Genomic DNA, 16025 nt, shown 5'->3' with positions numbered 1-16025 from the left:
GTTTGGCGTTGCGCCGTCGGCCGCCTTACCGGCCACCTCTGAGGAGCCCCACGCATCATGCCGAACTTCCAGCGCCCCACCGCGATGCCGACGCACAAGTACGGCCAGTACGAGCAGGTGGACATCCCCGACCGCACGTGGCCCGACCAGCGGATCACGGTCGCGCCCCGCTGGCTCTCCACCGACCTGCGCGACGGCAACCAGGCGCTGATCGACCCGATGTCGCCCGAGCGCAAGCGCCGCATGTTCGACCAGCTGGTCAAGATGGGCTACAAGGAGATCGAGGTCGGCTTCCCGGCCTCCGGGCAGACCGACTTCGACTTCGTCCGCTCGATCATCGAGGAGCCGGGCGCGATCCCGGACGACGTCACGATCTCCGTACTGACCCAGGCCCGCGAGGACCTGATCGCGCGGACCGTGGAGTCCCTGATCGGCGCCAAGCGCGCCACGCTCCACCTGTACAACGCGACGGCCCCGGTCTTCCGCCGCGTCGTCTTCCGCGGCTCCAAGGACGACATCAAGCAGATCGCCGTCGACGGCACCCGCCTGGTGATGGAGTACGCGGAGAAGCTGCTGGGCCCGGAGACCACCTTCGGCTACCAGTACAGCCCCGAGATCTTCACGGACACCGAGCTGGACTTCGCGCTCGAGGTCTGCGAGGCGGTCATGGACGTCTGGCAGCCGGGCCCGGACCGCGAGATCATCCTCAACCTGCCCGCCACGGTGGAGCGTTCGACGCCGTCCACGCACGCGGACCGCTTCGAGTGGATGAGCCGCAACCTGTCGCGCCGCGAGCACGTCTGCCTGTCGATCCACCCGCACAACGACCGCGGCACCGCCGTCGCCGCCGCCGAACTGGCGGTCATGGCCGGCGGCGACCGCGTCGAGGGCTGCCTGTTCGGCCAGGGCGAGCGCACCGGCAACGTCGACCTGGTCACCCTGGGCATGAACCTGTTCTCCCAGGGCGTCGACCCGCAGATCGACTTCTCCGACATCGACGAGATCCGTCGTACGTGGGAGTACTGCAACCAGATGGAGGTCCACCCGCGCCACCCGTACGTGGGCGACCTGGTCTACACGTCCTTCTCCGGCTCCCACCAGGACGCCATCAAGAAGGGCTTCGACGCCATGGAGGCCGACGCGGCCGCCAAGGGCGTCACCGTGGACGACATCGAGTGGGCCGTCCCGTACCTGCCGATCGACCCGAAGGACGTCGGCCGCTCCTACGAGGCCGTCATCCGGGTCAACTCGCAGTCCGGCAAGGGCGGTATCGCCTACGTCCTGAAGAACGACCACAGCCTGGACCTGCCGCGCCGCATGCAGGTCGAGTTCTCCAAGGTCATCCAGGCCAAGACGGACGCCGAGGGCGGCGAGGTCACGCCGAAGGACATCTGGAACGTCTTCCAGGACGAGTACCTGCCGAACCCCACCAACCCGTGGGGCCGCATCCAGGTCAAGACCGGCCAGACGACCACCGACACCGACGGCGTGGACACGCTGACCGTCGAGGCCGAGGTCGACGGCACCGAGCACGTCCTGGTGGGCTCCGGCAACGGTCCGATCTCCGCGTTCTTCCACGCGCTGGGCGCCATCGACATCGACGCCCGCCTGCTGGACTACCAGGAGCACACGATGAGCGAGGGCGCGTCCGCCGTCGCCGCCTCGTACATCGAGGTCGCCATCGGGGACAAGGTTCTGTGGGGAATCGGCATCGACGCTAATACGACACGTGCGTCGCTCAAGGCGGTTGTGTCTGCGGTCAACCGCGCCACCCGCTGAGGCAGTTGAGCTGGGAGTTCGTGGCCCCGTACACCTTTCGAGGGTGTGCGGGGCCACGTCGTTTCTCGGCCAGAGCCGGTGATCTCCGTGACCTCGGCGTGACCAAGGTACTGACGTCGCATCAACAATGTGGCTAACATCACGCCAACGCCGCGATGTTGCGGCGCCGTTAAGGGAGGTGTGCGACGTGCTGCCGATCTGGGGACGTATGCGGCAAACCGGGATCTCGAGGATTCTCGGCGTGCACACCACATGGACCACCGTGGGCGACGGGGAGTTCTTCTGCCCCGGCTGCGGTGGTGACCGCAACTACCAGCGCCGCACGGGCCGGCGCCGCTTCCTGCTCCTCGGCGTGCCCGTGGTGCCGCGCGGCGAGACCGGGCCCGTCGTCCAATGCGCCGCCTGCGAAGGCCGGTTCGGCATGGACGCCCTCGACCACCCGACCACGCACCGCTTCTCCGGCATGCTGCGCGACGCCGTCCACACCGTGGTGCTCGCGGTGCTCTCCGTGGGCGGATCACCGTCCCGTACGTCCCTGGAGTGCGCGGTGGGCACGCTGCGCGGAGCCGGGTTCGAGGACTGCACCGAGGTCCAACTGGCCGCGCTCGTCGAGGCGTTGATGACCGACGCCGGGCGGATGCCGGAGCACTGCGGGCCCGGCGCGGGCCTCGCCATCGAACTGCACGAGGCCCTCGACCCGCTCGCCCCGCACCTCGCCCCCGCCGGACGGGAGTCGATCCTGCTGCAGGGCGCCCGCATCGCCCTGGCCGACGGGCCGTACTCGGCGGGGGAGCGGGAGGTCCTCGGGACGGTCGGGGCCGCGCTGACCATGTGCACGGACGAGGTCGGCCGGCTGCTGGTGGCGGCATCGCGCACACCGTCGTAACTCCCTTGGTGCAGACCGCAGTTGCCGCCGTTCTTGCGGGGCACAATCGTCTCTCCGGGTAGCTGCGGACGGACGAGGGGGAGCGCGTGAGGCACGGCATGCGCTGGGCGCTGGTGGTGGGGCTGAACGTCGTGGCGTTCGCCGGTGTCTTCCTGCTCTTCTACGCGACCGACGTGCCGCTGCTGCCCACCTCCGACGAGGGGCGCATCGCGGTCGGCGTCGCGGCCGCCACCGTCGCCGCGACGGTCGGCGGGGCGTGGGGCGCCTGGTGGGCACCCCGAGCGGTGGCGCCGACGGCCGAGGGCGGTCCGGCAGCACCCGGGCAGCCCGGTGTGCGCCTCGAACTGCCGAACGCGACGGTGACGGTGCACGGCGGCCCCGGCGCCGCGGACACCCCGCCCCGGGCCCCCGTCTACCGGGGCGACCTCCCGCACGAACCCGTCGGCTTCCAGCCCCGCGAGGACCTGCTCGCCGCGCTCGCCGCCGCCGGTGAGGAACACGGGTTCACGGTCGTGCACGCCGTGACCGGCGCGCGGGGCGTCGGCAAGACCCAGCTCGCGGCCGCCTACGCCCGGCGCCGGATCGCGGAGGGCTGGCCGGTCGTGGCCTGGATCACCGCGGAGAGCGGCGGCCAGCTCACCTCCGGACTCGCCGACCTCGCCGACCGGTTGGGGGTGCGCGAACCGGGCGACGACACGGCGACGGCCGCCCGCGCGGCCCTCACCTGGATCGGGCGGAACCCCGATCCGTGTCTGCTCGTCCTGGACAACGCGACGGACCCGGACGAGGTGCTGCGCTGGCTCCCGGCGCCCGGCCGCGGACGCGCCCAGGTGGTCGTCACGGCCACGGCGCAGTCCTTCGAGAACCTGGCCGGGGCCGGTGCGCGCGTCGACGTCACGGTGTTCACGCGGGAGGAGTCCCTGGACTTCCTGCGCAGGCGCACGGGCGTGCCCCCGTCCGCGGAGACCGACGCGGCCGCGCTCGAAGTGGCCGAGGAACTGGGCCGGTTGCCGCTCGGGCTCGCCCAGGCCGCGCAGGTCATCAGGATGCGCGGGATCGGATACCGGGGCTATCTGGAGCGGCTGCGGACCTATCCGCTCGGGGAGGTCCTGGAACGGGTGCCGGGGGAGCGCTACCCCCACCGGGTCGCCGAGGCCGTGCTCCTCTCCGTGGAGCAGGCGGAACAGGCGGGGCAGGCGGATCACGCGGATCGCGCGGGGGAGGGAGGCGCGGCCGTCCGCACGCTCCTGGAGGCGCTGTCCGTGCTGTCGCCGGCCGGTGTGCCCCGCGACGTGCTGTACGGAGTGGTGCGGCAGGCCGGGGTCGAGGACGCCGCGGTGGCGGAGGCGGCGCTCGGCGCGCTGACCCAGGCCTCGCTGGTCACCGACGCGGGGGCGGACGCCGTGGCGGTGCACCGCCTGGTGCAGCGGGTGGTGCGGGAGCGGGCGGGGGAGAACATCCGGCCGGTGGTGCGGGCCGTGACGCGGCACTTGGCACAGGTGCTGGTCCCGTCCGGGCAGGCCTGGGAGCGGCGCGCGCTCGGCGGCCAACTGGTCGACCAGATCGATGCGTTGTGGAACGCCGTGGGGGAGGACCTGGTGGCGTACGGGGAGGAGGAGCAGGAGGCCCTGGTCGATCTGCGGTACTGGGCCGGGTTCGAACACCTCGCGGAGGTCGGGGCGTTGGGGCGTGCGGTCGAATGGGCCGTCGCGACCAGGAGCGCGTGCGAACGGCTGCTGGCCGAGGAGAGCGCCGGCTTCACCCTTGCCCTGGAGTTCGAGGGGGACATGCACGCGTGGGTGGGCGCCAGCCAGAAGGCCCTGGAGGAGCGGGGCAGACTCCTCGGGATCGTGGAGCGGAGCCAGGGTCCCGATCACGACCACACCCTCAACGCCCGCCGGGACCTTGCCGGTTCGTACCAGGCCGCGGGGCGCTACGAGCAGTCGGTGCCGATGTACGAGGCGCTGGAGCGGGACGAGCGCCGCATCCACGGCGCGGACCACCAGCGGGCCCGTGCCGCGCTGCGGGGCCTGGCTGACGCGTACGCGTCCGCGGGCCGGCTCGGCGAAGCGGCCTCGATCGTGGACCGCATGCGCACCGAGTGGTCGCAGGACACCCGGTCGGCGCCCGCGGCCTCGGGCCCCGGCTCCCTGCGGGGGCTCGCGGAGGCCTACGGGTCGGTCGGCCAGGACAGCGAGGGCGCAGCGCTGTTGCGGCGCCATCTCGAGGAGTGCGAGGCCGCCTACGGCCCCGATGCGGTCGAGACGATCAGCACCCGCAGCGACCTGGCCCTGCAGTGCATGGACGCCGGGCTGCAGGACGAGGGCCTCGCCGCCGCAGAGCGGGCGCTCGCGGATGCCGAGCGGGTGCTCGGCCCGCAGGCCGCGGAGACCGTCGAGGTCCGGGACACCCTCGCCACCTGTCTGCAGACGGTCGACCGCGACGAGCAGGCCGTGGCGCTGTTCCGGCGCGTGGTGGACGACCGGATCGCCCTGCACGGTCCGGATCATCCGCGGGTGCTCGGCGCCCGCGCCCGCCTGGTGTGGTCCCTGGACGAGTCGCGACGGCACGCCGAGGCGTACACCGCACAGGCCGAACTGATCGCGGACTACGAGCGGTTGCTGGGCGGCGACCATCCGAGCACGTTCGGCGTCCGCCGGTTCCACATCCACCTGTGTACGCGCCACGGCCGGATCGCGGAGGGGATCGCGCTGGCCCGCGAGTTCCTGGCCGACCACGAGCGCGTCCACGGCCGCACTCATCCGCGGACGTTCGACGTGCGCCTCGCCCTCGCCGACGCCCTGACCGAGGCCGCGGAGTACCGGGAGAGTCTCGCCCTGCTGAGGGAGACGGTGCGGGACACCGCGCTGACCCTCGGCGCCGGTCACCCGCGGACGTTCGCCGCGCGCTCGCGGCTCGCCGGGGTGCTGACCGGTCTGGGCGAGTTCGAGCAGGCCCGCGAGCTGCGCGAGACGAACCTGGCCGAGTACACCCGGGTCTACGGCGGCGAGCACGTGCAAGTCGTGTACGCCCGCAGCGACTTGGCCGACGCGCTCACCGTGTGCGCCCGGCACGACGAGGCGCTCGCCCAGCACCGCAGGGTCGTGGACGACATGGCGCGCATCCGCGGTGCGGACCACCCGGCCACGACCCTGGCCAGGCGCTGGCTGGCGTCCGCCTACGGCAAGGCGGACCGGCGCCGGGAGCAGTACGCGGTGCTGCGCGAGGCCGTCGCGGACACCGAGCGCGTGTACGGCGCCGACAGCCTGGTGACTCTGGCCGCGCGCGCGGAGTACGCAGTGGTTCTGTCCTTCGTCGGTCTCCGGCGTGCGTCCCGCCGTCTGACCCGGGGGCTGTACGCGGACTACGTGCGCCAACTGGGGCCCGACCATCCGTACACGATCAGCAGTCTCGACGACGTGGCCGACGACCTTCGCTCGGTGCAGCGGCGCCTCAAGGCCCTGCGGATCCGGAAGCGGGTGCTGCGTGCGTACGAGGCGAGATCAGGACCCTGGAGCGGGGACTCCGTCGGCGCGCGACGCCAGTTGGGCGCCGCCTATCTCTCCGTCGGACGGGCCTGGGGCAACGCGACCGTGCAGCGGCGCCTCCTGGAGGACCTGACGGCTCACTTCGGCCCGGACCACATCGTGACCCTGGTGCAGCGAGACTGGTGGTCCTTCGCCCTGCGCCGCACGGGGCGCTGGCGCAAGGCAGCGGCCGTCGCCCGGGCCCGCGCCGCCGACTACGAGCGGCTGTACGGACGCGACCACCCCTGGACCCTGGAAGCCCGCCGGGTCGTCGCCGCCACCGACCGCAGGACCGGCCGGGTCCGTGCCGCCCTCGCCCAGTACGAGGCAGGGGCCGCCGACGCGGCCCGCGTCCACGGCCCGGACCACGTCCTGGCCTGGCACGCGCGCGGCCGGGTCGCCTACGCCCTGCTCTGGGCCCTGCACCCGCACCGCTCCGTCGCCGCCTACGACGCCGTGATCCGGGACGGAACGCGCCTGTTGGGCCCGGACAGCCCGCAGGTCGTCGCGATCGCCCGCTGGCGCTACCCGCTCCTGTGCCTGGCCACGGGACACTGGGTCCGGCTGCGTCGCGCGCTCCGGCTCCGTGCCCGGCGCCCCCTGTCGAATCCCCCTGGCAGGCCCTAGGTTGGGCCGGTGATCACTTCCGCTCTCCTCGTCATCGACATGCAGCAGGACATGGCCCCGATCATGCACCGCGCCGACCGTACGCTCCGCGCGATCGCGGAGCTGAGTGCCCGGGCGCGGGGAGCGGGCGTGCCGGTGATCACGGTGCGGCAGCGGGGCTGCGGGCCCGTCCTGCCCGAAGTCGCCCCGCTGGACGGCGAGTTGGTCATCACCAAGACCACGGCGGATGCCTTCCTGCGCACCTCGCTCGACGAGGAGCTGCGCACGCGCGGCATCACGGAGCTCCTCGTCACCGGCTTCGCCACGGAGAACTGCGTCGAGACCACGGCCCGCCAGGCACTCAGCCGCGGCTACGACCTCGTCCTCGTCGCCGACGGACACACCACGTCGGTCCGCCCGGCCCGGACGGACTTCGTCCCGCCGGACCGGGCCATCGCCCACCACAACGAGATCTACCGCCACATCGACTTCCCGGACCGCAGGGTGCGGGTGCTGGGCGCCGAGATGGTGGAGTTGGGCGTACGCGAGGAGTGAACCGATGGGTGCCGCAGCCGGGTTACCGGTGGTGGTCGAGACGCAGGACCTCGGCGATCCCGTCGTCGATGCCGGTCTCCAGGCCCTTGCGGTGCGCGGCGGCGTACGCCGCGGCCCCGAGGGTGTCGCGCAGGCGGCGCTCGCGGCCCCGGCGGACCGCGGCGAGGCCCGGCATCCCCGACTGCGGGCGGCCGAACGAGGCCCAGAGGCTGTCGGCGATGCCCAGCAGCCAGGGGGCCCGCTCCGGGTCGGTCGCCATCAGGGCCGCGGACAGCGTCTCGAGGATCATCGCGGCCCCGAGGGTGTCGTGCAGCAGCCACTTGATGCGCAGGGCCTCGCTGCCGTGCCGCAGGGCCGCCACCGGGTCGCCGGTGCCCAGGGCCGCGTTCGCCAGGCAGTACAGGGCGTAGGCGCGGCACCACTGCTCCCCGGTCCGCTCGCACGCCTCGCGCAGGATGTCGGCCGTCACGGCGAGTTCGGCGAACCGGCCCAGATTGAGGTGGGCGACCGTCACGCTGCACAGGGCCATGTACCGGGCGATCGGGGAGTCGCCCCCGAAGCCCGGTGACCGCATCGCCGGTTCGAGCAGCGCGACCGCGTCGCCGGGCCGGGCGCTCGTGGCGAGCCCCGCTCCCGTGAGCGAGGCGGAGGCCTCCGCCGTCGCCGGGTCGCCGAGCGCGTCCGCGACGGCCCGGCAGGCGCTGTCCAGCGCGGTGACGGCCGCCCGGTCGCCCTGGGCGACGGCCACGAGACCGCAGGCCCACAGCGCCCAGAACCGCTCCGGGCTGTGATCGCGGTCCGAGGTCCTGGCGAAGGCCCGCTCCAGGTAGTGGCGGCCTTCGCGCTGGAAGCCGTGGCAGAACCACAGGGGCCACAGGTTGCCCGCCATCTCCAGCGCGGGCAGTGGGTCCGGGTCTGTCAACCAACTCTCCAGCGCTGAACGCAGGTTGGCGTAGTCCGAGGTGAGGCGGTGGTACCAGCCGATCTGCCGGGGACCGGGCCACTCGCGGTGCGCGGTGCGGGCGAGGCGGCGGTAGTGGTCCCGGTGCCGGTGCGCCAGCGACTGCTCCTCGTCGAGCCCGCGCAGCCACTCCTTGCCGAACTCGCGCACGGTGTCCAGCATCGCGTACCGGACGCCGGTGGCCGTCTTCTGCCGCTGCAGCACCGACTTGTCCGCGAGTGAGGCGAGCAGGCCCGCCGCCCGGTCGCCGCCGAGCGGACCGCCGGAGCACACCGCGGCGACCGCCTCCTCGTCGAAGCCGCCGGCGAACACCGACAGGCGCGCCCACAGCAGCCGCTCCAGCGGGGTGCACAGCTCGTGGCTCCAGCCGATCGTCGTACGCAGCGTGCGGTGCCGCGGCTCGTGGCCCTCGCCGCCCTGCGCGGTGAGCGGCTCGAAGCGGGTGTGCAGGAGCCTGCGCAGGTGGTCGAGGGGCAGCTCCGGCAGCCGGGCGGCGGCCAGTTCGATGGCCAGGGGGATGCCGTCCAGGTGGGCGCAGATCTCGGCGATCGCCGCGCTGTCCGACTCCGCGAGCACGGTACGGGGCACGGCCGAGGCGGCACGGTCCCGGAACAGCACCACCGCGTCCGCGGGGCCGCCCGCCGTGGACACGGGCAGCGGTGCCACGGTGACCACGTGCTCGCCGGGCACCCGCAGCGGGCAGCGGCTGGTGGCCAGGATGTGCAGCCCGGGTGCCGCGGCCAGCAGCAGCCGCGCGAAGTCGGCGCAGCCGTCGGCGAGATGCTCGCAGCAGTCCAGGATCAGCAGCAGCCGCTTGTCGGCCAGCCACTCCGCCACCATGTCGACGGCGGGCCGGTGCGACCGGTCGGCCAGGCGCAGCGCCTCGTACACGGCGAGCGGCAGCGCGTCCGCGTCCCTGAGCGGGGAGAGCCCGGCCAGCCACACCCCGTCCGGGAACGCGGCGCGGACCCCGGCCCCGGCACGCCGTGCGAGCCGGGTCTTGCCGACCCCGCCCACCCCGGTCAGGGTCAGCAGTCGCTGCTCGGTCAACTCCCGTTCCAGGTACGCCAATTCGGATGTCCGCCCGATGAACCTGGTCGTCTCGACAGGAAGACTGTCCACGGCCCCACCTCTCCGAAGCAGGACGTCAGTCTGCTCCTGTACGCGCGTCACCTCAGACGATGGCGCGAGGTGAACGAGTGCGCCGGGCTCACCCCGCCGATCCGGACGCAAGCAGTCCGTGCGAGATCACTTGCGGTCAGTACCGGGCCGAGGCGGTCAATGGCATGTGCCACCAGGGCCGTTGGGGCCATAGTGGGCGGCTCACCATGGCGGGGCGCACAGGACGGGAGGCCCGGCATGGCCGTACAGGTGGATCGCCGACGGCGGCGACAGGACAGCGGGTCAGGCCCCCCGCACGCCACCGGCGCACTCTGTGCCGTCCTGTGCCTGTGCACCGCGCTGGCCGCGCTCACGGACGCCTGGCGCCCCGCCGTCGCCGTGCTGCTCATCGGCCCCGTCCTCGCCTGCGCGTGGCTCGGCGTGCGCGCCACGGTCGTCGCGGTGGTGTGGAGCGTGGCCCTGGCGGTGGCGGCCGGAGCGGTCCGGCGCCACGTGGCGAGCCCGCCGCTCGGCGTCGAGTACCTCGTGCTGCTCGCCGGCAGCTGCACCGCGATCCAGGTGGCCCACCGGACGGCGGCCCGCGCGGCCGCCCTCGCCCGGGTCACCGAGATCGCCCGGGTGGCGCAGGGCGCGCTGCTGCGCCCGGTCTCCGTGCGGGTCGGCGACGTCGACGTGTCGACCCGTCACCACTGCCCCACGGCCCCCGAGACGGTGGGCGGCGACGTCTACGACATCGCCGAAACCCCTTATGGGCTACGGGTGTTCATCGGTGACGTACGCGGCCACGGCCTGGACGTCGTCCGGACGACGGCGGCCGTGGCCGGCGGCTTCCGCGACCTCGCCTACGTCACCCCGCACCTCACGGACCTCGCCGAGCAGCTCGACGCCCGGATCGCCCTCGACCTCGGCCCCGAGGACTTCGTCACCGGGCTCTTCGCCGAGTTCGCCCCCGGCGAGCTCCGGCTCGTCAACTGCGGCCACCCGCCGCCGCTGCGCCTCGGCTCGGGACGGCCCGAACTCCTCGAACCGGTCCAGCCCGCACGCCCGTTGGGCCTCGGGGCGTGCCCCGGGCAGCGCCGCTACTGGCTCCAGCAGGGCGACCGGGTCCTCTTCTACACGGACGGTCTGACCGAGGCCAGGGACGCGTCCGGCGTCGACTTCCCGCTGCTCCAGCGCGGCGGCGACGCACTGGGCGGGCTGTTCCTCGGCGATGCGCTCGACGCCCTGTACGAGGCGCTCACCGAGCACACCGGCGCGCCGATCCGGGACGACGTGGCGCTGGTCCTGTGCGAGCGGTCCGTGTCCCAGGGGCCGGGCCCGGCGCTCCCCGGCGCGGCACAAGGAGACCAACTGCGCCGAGCCTGACGGCACTTCGTCACCGTTCGGCCCCGGCGGCAGACAAGCCTCCGCCCGGCGTCCAACTCCCGAAACCGCGGGGGACGCCGAAGCGTCATGGGCGCAAATGGGCCGCCCGTGCCGTCGAGGAGGCACCGCCATGAGCACGCTGACAGTCCTCAGCCCCGCACCCCTGCAGGGCGCCGTCGTCACCCTCGGCGCGACGCCGCTCGTGATCGGCCGCACCGCGACGTGCGACCTGCGCCTCGACGACCCCTGCGTCAGCGGCACCCACGCCGTCATCCAGTCGGTGAACGGCCACCACGAGATCGAGGACCTCCGCTCCCGCAACGGCACGCGCGTCAACGGGGCCCCGGTCACCACGTCCCGCCCCCTCAGCCACCGCGACGTGATCCAGTTCGGCAACGTACAGGTCTGCTACGAAGAGAACGCGGCGGCCCGCAACGCCTCCCTCCAGACCGTCACGGCCCTGCCCTCCGTGAACTTCGCGGCCCGCGACCAGAGCGCCCGCGACCAGCTCAACAACATCGGCGGCAACCAGTACAACCAGTACGTCCAGCAGATCCGCCACGAACGCGACGGCCTCCTGCGGGACGTCCTGTCCACGCGTACGAGGGCCCGCTGGCTGCTGCTCCTCTCCCTCCTCCTGCACCTGGCAGGGGTGGCGATGGCGATCCCGTTCGCACGCAACGTCACGGAACTCCTGAAGGCGCAGCACCTGCCGGTGACCTACCAGGAGGTCGTGAACAAGCTCATGGTCCCCGAGTGGCAGGGCCTGCCGGTCATCGTCATCGGCGGCTTCGTCATCGTCGCCGCCCACTCGCTCACGATCGCCGGGATCGTGCTCCACCTCATCGCGGCGTCCCGGCGCCGCCGCCTCGAATCAACCATCGGCGGCCTGTGCCCGCCGCCGGGAGGGATCGCGTCATGACCGAATTCCACGTACGCAACCAGCGTGCCCACACCATCTCGATGGTCGGCGGCAACCAGTACAACAACACCGACCCCGCCGCACTCGACCCACGAGCCGAACTCCGCCTCCTGGTAGAGGAGTTGACCCGAGTCCAGCTACCGCCCTACGTGGCACACACCGCGCATCACGAACTGGCGGTGATCGACGACCAGTTGGCGGCAGGCCACAGCGCCGACCTCCCCACCCGCCTGTCCCGCCTGACGGCCCTGCTGACCTCGGCCGGCGCACTGGCCTCCGGCGGCTCGGCCCTGGCCACGCACCTGTCGAACCTGACGGGTTGGGTCACGGGCGGCTGAACGCCGAGGCCTCGCCCACGAATGCCGTCCACGCGGCAGCGCCGATCACGACGACGGGCCCGTCCTGGACCTTGGAGTCCCGGACGGGAACGACACCGGGGACTCCGTCGGCGACCTCGACGCAGCTACCGCCTTCGCCGTTGCTGTACGTGGACTTGCGCCAGTGGGCGGCGCCGGTGAAGTCGTACGCGACCTCGACGCATTCGCCGCCTTCGCCGTTGCTGTAACTGCTCTTGCGCCAGCGGGCGTTGCTCAAGTCGTACTCGCGCATCGTCTGAAGTCCTCCGCCGCCGATTCGATCAGGGCCAGGGACGCCTCCGGCGACAGCGCGGCGACCCTGAGGAGATCGTATGCGCGTTGTGCTCGCTTCACCACGGCTGGATCGTCCAGCAGCGTTCCCGAAAACGAGGTCTCTGTATAGGCGACCGGCGGGGCGTCGTCGAACTCCATGAGCTGGAGCATCGCCCCCATGGCGGCGCATGCTCCGGCCGCGTACGGGATCACCGTCAGCCACACCGTGCGCTCCCGCATCATCGCAGCGATACGGTCGAGCTGTTCGGCCATGGCGGCGGGGCCGCCGACCGGGGTACGCAGCACGTTCTCGTGCAGGATCGCCCAATACTCCGGCCTTGTAGCGTCCTTCAGGATCAGGGCCCGCTCAAGGCGGGCCGTCACCTTCTCCTCGACGTACGCGTCGGTGACGAAGGGGTTGGCCGCGACAGTGACGGCCTCGGCGTACGCGGCCGTCTGCAAGAGCCCCGGGACGACGGTCGGGGCGAACTGGCAGATCCGCGTGGCCAACCGCTCCAGCTCCACCACTTCCGCGAAGTAATCCGCATAGCGATGGTCATCGATCAGGCTGCGCCACATCCGCTCGAAAATGCCGTCGGTTTGCAGCGCGTCGTCAATCCTGCGGGCGACGTCCAACTGCGGTTTCCGAATTGCCTGTTCGAACTGGCCGATGTAGCCGCCGGATACGAATACCCGTAAGCCCAACTCCACTTGCGTCAGACCCGCGTCCTCGCGGCACCGCTTCAGTTCGAGCCCGAAGAACTCCCAGGCCGCCTGCCGTGAACCATTCGAACCATTGGCCATGGCCAATCCCCCAGTCCAGCCCCGCAGTTGTAGTGCACAGACCTCTCCCCACTCTAGACACGCAACGCCACCGTGGAGGTGCAAAGCGTGAAATCGAATCGGGAAGGGGAGCCACGTGACGGGACGAACGGAGCACGCCGCGGTGTGCGTGGAGGAAGCCGAGGAAACCGTGGAGAATTTGCGAGCCGCACTCGCGGGGGTGGGAATTGTGCTGCCCTCGCTCGGGCTGGACCTGGGGTCAATCGCGCGAACCGCCCCGTGTCCATTGGTGGAATTGGGGCGTTGTCCGGTTGACGTGGCGGCCCGCCTGGCTGCCCTGCTCACCGCACTACCGGACAGGAGCGCCACCCGATGAAGCCGCCGATCGGTTCGTACGCAGTCGACACGAGTACGGGGCGCGTGGGCCGGGTGATGGGACACGAGGGCCCGTACGTGCAGCTGCGTCCCTTCGGCGGCGGGCGGGAGTGGGACTGCCCGCCCGAGATAGTGCGCGAGGCGACGACGACGGAGCGGCTGCGGGCGGCGACGGCGTACGAGAACAGGAGAAGCCGCGGCGAGGTGCCCTGAGGTGCCTTGAGAGGGGGGCGGGGGACGTGCGGCGATCACGAATCCCGATCGCTGCCCGCGCCGGTTGCTTCTTGGTCGGGGGCTCCTGCGCGGCTTGACTCGTCCCATGACGAACACTGCGAACACCGCGAACACCACGGACACCACGGACACCAAGAACCCCAAGCACGTCGTACGCCGCTACTTCGACGCCCTGGCCGCAGGGGACCAGGACGTCATCTGGAACTCCTGGGACGAGAACGGCAGTTGCTGGTACGCGGGCGAGCTGCCGATCTCGGGGACCTGGGAGGGGCGCGAGCAGGTCGTCAACGGGTTCCTCGCCACCGCCTTCGCCCACCTCGACCCCGACCGGGAGGTCGGCCTGCGGGTCACCAACATCTTCGGGGAGGGCGAGCAGGTCTTCGTCGAGTGGGACTCGTGGGCGACCGGGCTCACCGGCCGGGCCTACCGGCAGAAGAACAGCGGCGTCTTTGTCGTCCGCGACGGCAGGATCGTCAGCATGCGGGAGTACGCCGACACGCAGCACTGGGAGCGGGCGCTCGTGGCGTGAAGCACAGGGGCGGTGAGGCCCCTGCCCGCCCCCGTCCCCCTTCGCGTAGGGGAGAATGGGGTCATGAAGCCGGGTGAAGCGCGATGAGTCTCTTCCGTGACGACGGGGTCGTGCTGCGCACCCAGAAGCTCGGGGAAGCCGACCGCATCATCACCCTCCTCACGCGCGGTCACGGCCGCGTACGCGCCGTGGCCCGTGGGGTGCGGCGCACCAAGTCGAAGTTCGGGGCGCGGCTCGAGCCGTTCTCCCACGTCGACGTGCAGTTCTTCGCGCGGGGCAGCGAGCTGATCGGGCGCGGGCTGCCGCTGTGCACGCAGAGCGAGACCATCGCCGCGTACGGTGGCGGGATCGTGACGGACTACGCCCGGTACACCGCGGGCACCGCCATGCTGGAGACGGCCGAGCGCTTCACCGATCACGAGGGCGAGCCGTCCGTGCAGCAGTACCTGCTGCTCGTGGGCGCCCTGCGGACGCTGGCCCGCGGCGAGCACGAGCCGCACCTCATCCTCGACGCGTTCCTGCTCCGCTCACTGGCGGTGAACGGGTACGCGCCCACGTTCGGGGACTGCGCGAAGTGCGGAATGCCCGGTCCCAACCGGTTCTTCTCGGTCGGCGCGGGCGGCTCGGTTTGCGTCGACTGCCGGGTAGCGGGCAGCGTCGTACCCTCACCGCAGGCCCTCGCCCTGCTCGGTGCGCTGCTGACCGGCGACTGGGAGACGGCCGACGCGTGCGAGGCGCGCTTCGTCCGGGAGGGCAGCGGGCTCGTGTCGGCGTACCTGCACTGGCACATGGAGCGCGGACTGCGCTCGCTGCGTTACGTAGAGAAAAGCTGAAGTAGAGAAAAGCTGAAGCAGTACACAGCTGAAGTTGCTGAGCTAGGGGAGAGGCCCACCACCATGGCACGTCGCGGAATTCTCGGCCGGTCGTCACGACGCGAGTACGTGGCACCCGAACCGCACCCGTCGGGCGCGCGGCCGCCGAAGATCCCGGGCGAGCTCGTCCCCGAGCACGTCGCCATCGTCATGGACGGCAACGGCCGGTGGGCCAAGGAGCGCGGGCTGCCCCGCACCGAGGGCCACAAGGTCGGCGCCGAGCGCGTCCTCGACGTCCTCCAGGGCGCCATCGAGATGGGTGTGGGGGCCATCTCCCTGTACGCCTTCTCCACCGAGAACTGGAAGCGCTCGCCCGACGAGGTCCGCTTCCTCATGAACTTCAACCGGGACTTCATCCGCAAGACCCGCGACCAGCTCGACGACCTCGGCGTCCGGGTGCGCTGGGTGGGCCGCATGCCCAAGCTGTGGAAGTCGGTCGCCAAGGAGCTGGAGATCTCCCAGGAGCAGACCAAGGACAACGACAAGCTGACCCTGTACTTCTGCATGAACTACGGCGGCCGCGCCGAGATCGCCGACGCCGCGCTCGCCATCGCCGAGGACGTGAAGGCCGGCCGCCTCGACCCGTCCAAGGTCAGCGAGAAGACCTTCGCGAAGTACCTGTACTACCCGGACATGCCGGACGTCGACCTGTTCCTGCGGCCCAGCGGCGAACAGCGCACCTCCAACTACCTCCTGTGGCAGAGCGCTTACGCCGAGATGGTCTTCCAGGACGTGTTGTGGCCGGACTTCGACCGACGGGACCTGTGGCGCGCCTGCGTCGAATACGCTTCGCGCGACCGCCGGTTCGGCGGGGCGACGCCCAACGAGGTGCTGCTGCAGCTGGAGGGCGGCGACAGCGTCAAGTGACCGCGGGGAGGCT

Annotated in this window: 14 protein-coding genes; 11 read left to right on the top strand and 3 right to left on the bottom strand. The window is 71.8% G+C overall.

From position 1 onward, the window contains the following. Positions 1–57 precede the first annotated feature (57 nt). The 4 genes from leuA (at position 58) to ACIBUY_RS08760 (ending at position 7353) form a co-directional block, all read left to right on the top strand. Entirely contained in the window at positions 58–1779 is a 1722-nt protein-coding gene (leuA, locus tag ACIBUY_RS08775) for a 2-isopropylmalate synthase (RefSeq protein ID WP_399152212.1), read from the top strand. 208 nt (positions 1780–1987) lie between these two features. Further along, positions 1988–2665: a TerB family tellurite resistance protein gene (locus ACIBUY_RS08770; protein WP_365577387.1), complete on the top strand. Its 678-nt coding sequence runs from the start codon at positions 1988–1990 to the stop codon at positions 2663–2665. An 86-nt stretch (positions 2666–2751) separates the two neighbouring features. Further along, positions 2752–6819, top strand: coding sequence for an FxSxx-COOH system tetratricopeptide repeat protein (gene fxsT, locus ACIBUY_RS08765; RefSeq protein WP_399152211.1), 4068 nt, complete (start codon positions 2752–2754; stop codon positions 6817–6819). A gap of 9 nt (positions 6820–6828) precedes the next feature. Then, entirely contained in the window at positions 6829–7353 is a 525-nt protein-coding gene (locus tag ACIBUY_RS08760; protein ID WP_365577293.1) for an isochorismatase family protein, read from the top strand. 22 nt (positions 7354–7375) lie between these two features. On the opposite strand, the gene ACIBUY_RS08755 is transcribed toward ACIBUY_RS08760, so the two are convergent. Continuing rightward, a complete protein-coding gene (locus ACIBUY_RS08755; protein ID WP_399152210.1) occupies positions 7376–9436 on the bottom strand; it encodes an ATP-binding protein in 2061 nt (686 codons plus the stop codon). A gap of 237 nt (positions 9437–9673) precedes the next feature. Here ACIBUY_RS08755 and ACIBUY_RS08750 point away from each other — a divergent pair, with 237 nt between their 5' ends. The 3 genes from ACIBUY_RS08750 to ACIBUY_RS08740 all read left to right on the top strand — a co-directional run bounded on the left by ACIBUY_RS08750 (position 9674) and on the right by ACIBUY_RS08740 (position 12061). Next, positions 9674–10801, top strand: coding sequence for a PP2C family protein-serine/threonine phosphatase (locus ACIBUY_RS08750; protein ID WP_399152209.1), 1128 nt, complete (start codon positions 9674–9676; stop codon positions 10799–10801). A 130-nt stretch (positions 10802–10931) separates the two neighbouring features. Then, entirely contained in the window at positions 10932–11723 is a 792-nt protein-coding gene (locus tag ACIBUY_RS08745; protein WP_365577287.1) for an FHA domain-containing protein, read from the top strand. Continuing rightward, on the top strand, positions 11720–12061 hold the full coding sequence (locus ACIBUY_RS08740; RefSeq protein ID WP_399152208.1) for a hypothetical protein: 342 nt from the start codon (positions 11720–11722) through the stop codon (positions 12059–12061). Before ACIBUY_RS08745 ends, ACIBUY_RS08740 begins: the two co-directional genes overlap by 4 nt. Here ACIBUY_RS08740 and ACIBUY_RS08735 read toward each other — a convergent pair. Together ACIBUY_RS08735 and ACIBUY_RS08730 are read right to left on the bottom strand one after the other, a co-directional pair. After that, positions 12048–12332, bottom strand: coding sequence for a DUF397 domain-containing protein (locus tag ACIBUY_RS08735; protein ID WP_399152207.1), 285 nt, complete (start codon positions 12330–12332; stop codon positions 12048–12050). The two genes, ACIBUY_RS08740 and ACIBUY_RS08735, sit on opposite strands and share 14 nt — an antisense overlap. Continuing rightward, the gene (locus ACIBUY_RS08730) at positions 12314–13156 is read right to left on the bottom strand and encodes a helix-turn-helix domain-containing protein (RefSeq protein WP_399152206.1); all 843 of its coding nucleotides are present in this window, start codon (positions 13154–13156) and stop codon (positions 12314–12316) included. The genes ACIBUY_RS08735 and ACIBUY_RS08730 overlap by 19 nt, the downstream gene beginning before the upstream one ends. Before the next feature lie 351 nt (positions 13157–13507). On the opposite strand from ACIBUY_RS08730, the gene ACIBUY_RS08725 reads away from it, so the two are divergent. The 4 genes from ACIBUY_RS08725 to ACIBUY_RS08710 all read left to right on the top strand — a co-directional run bounded on the left by ACIBUY_RS08725 (position 13508) and on the right by ACIBUY_RS08710 (position 16012). Continuing rightward, positions 13508–13723 carry a hypothetical protein gene (locus ACIBUY_RS08725; RefSeq protein WP_365577277.1) on the top strand — a complete coding sequence of 72 codons (216 nt, stop codon included), beginning with the start codon at positions 13508–13510 and terminating at the stop codon, positions 13721–13723. A 106-nt stretch (positions 13724–13829) separates the two neighbouring features. Continuing rightward, the gene (locus ACIBUY_RS08720; RefSeq protein ID WP_399152205.1) at positions 13830–14273 is read left to right on the top strand and encodes a nuclear transport factor 2 family protein; all 444 of its coding nucleotides are present in this window, start codon (positions 13830–13832) and stop codon (positions 14271–14273) included. A gap of 83 nt (positions 14274–14356) precedes the next feature. After that, entirely contained in the window at positions 14357–15106 is a 750-nt protein-coding gene (gene recO / locus ACIBUY_RS08715) for a DNA repair protein RecO (RefSeq protein WP_365577273.1), read from the top strand. 63 nt (positions 15107–15169) lie between these two features. Continuing rightward, on the top strand, positions 15170–16012 hold the full coding sequence (locus ACIBUY_RS08710; RefSeq protein WP_365577271.1) for an isoprenyl transferase: 843 nt from the start codon (positions 15170–15172) through the stop codon (positions 16010–16012). Positions 16013–16025 lie beyond the last annotated feature (13 nt).

It is taken from the genome of Streptomyces sp. NPDC050085, assembly GCF_044460595.1.
Classification (GTDB): domain Bacteria; phylum Actinomycetota; class Actinomycetes; order Streptomycetales; family Streptomycetaceae; genus Streptomyces.
The sequence above is the reverse complement of the archived record's forward strand: the minus strand, read 5'-3'. Positions and strand labels throughout refer to the sequence as shown.

Excerpts from the sequence above, each read along its gene's own strand:
- ACIBUY_RS08710 (WP_365577271.1), top strand. The coding sequence starts at position 15,170 with ATGGCACGTCGCGGAATTCTCGGCCGGTCGTCACGACGCGAGTACGTG.
- ACIBUY_RS08750 (WP_399152209.1), top strand. The coding sequence starts at position 9,674 with ATGGCCGTACAGGTGGATCGCCGACGGCGGCGACAGGACAGCGGGTCA.
- ACIBUY_RS08770 (WP_365577387.1), top strand. The coding sequence starts at position 1,988 with ATGCGGCAAACCGGGATCTCGAGGATTCTCGGCGTGCACACCACATGG.
- ACIBUY_RS08720 (WP_399152205.1), top strand. The coding sequence starts at position 13,830 with ATGACGAACACTGCGAACACCGCGAACACCACGGACACCACGGACACC.
- ACIBUY_RS08730 (WP_399152206.1), bottom strand. The coding sequence starts at position 13,156 with ATGGCCAATGGTTCGAATGGTTCACGGCAGGCGGCCTGGGAGTTCTTC.
- ACIBUY_RS08740 (WP_399152208.1), top strand. The coding sequence starts at position 11,720 with ATGACCGAATTCCACGTACGCAACCAGCGTGCCCACACCATCTCGATG.
- ACIBUY_RS08735 (WP_399152207.1), bottom strand. The coding sequence starts at position 12,332 with ATGCGCGAGTACGACTTGAGCAACGCCCGCTGGCGCAAGAGCAGTTAC.
- ACIBUY_RS08725 (WP_365577277.1), top strand. The coding sequence starts at position 13,508 with ATGAAGCCGCCGATCGGTTCGTACGCAGTCGACACGAGTACGGGGCGC.
- leuA (WP_399152212.1), top strand. The coding sequence starts at position 58 with ATGCCGAACTTCCAGCGCCCCACCGCGATGCCGACGCACAAGTACGGC.
- recO (WP_365577273.1), top strand. The coding sequence starts at position 14,357 with ATGAGTCTCTTCCGTGACGACGGGGTCGTGCTGCGCACCCAGAAGCTC.
- ACIBUY_RS08745 (WP_365577287.1), top strand. The coding sequence starts at position 10,932 with ATGAGCACGCTGACAGTCCTCAGCCCCGCACCCCTGCAGGGCGCCGTC.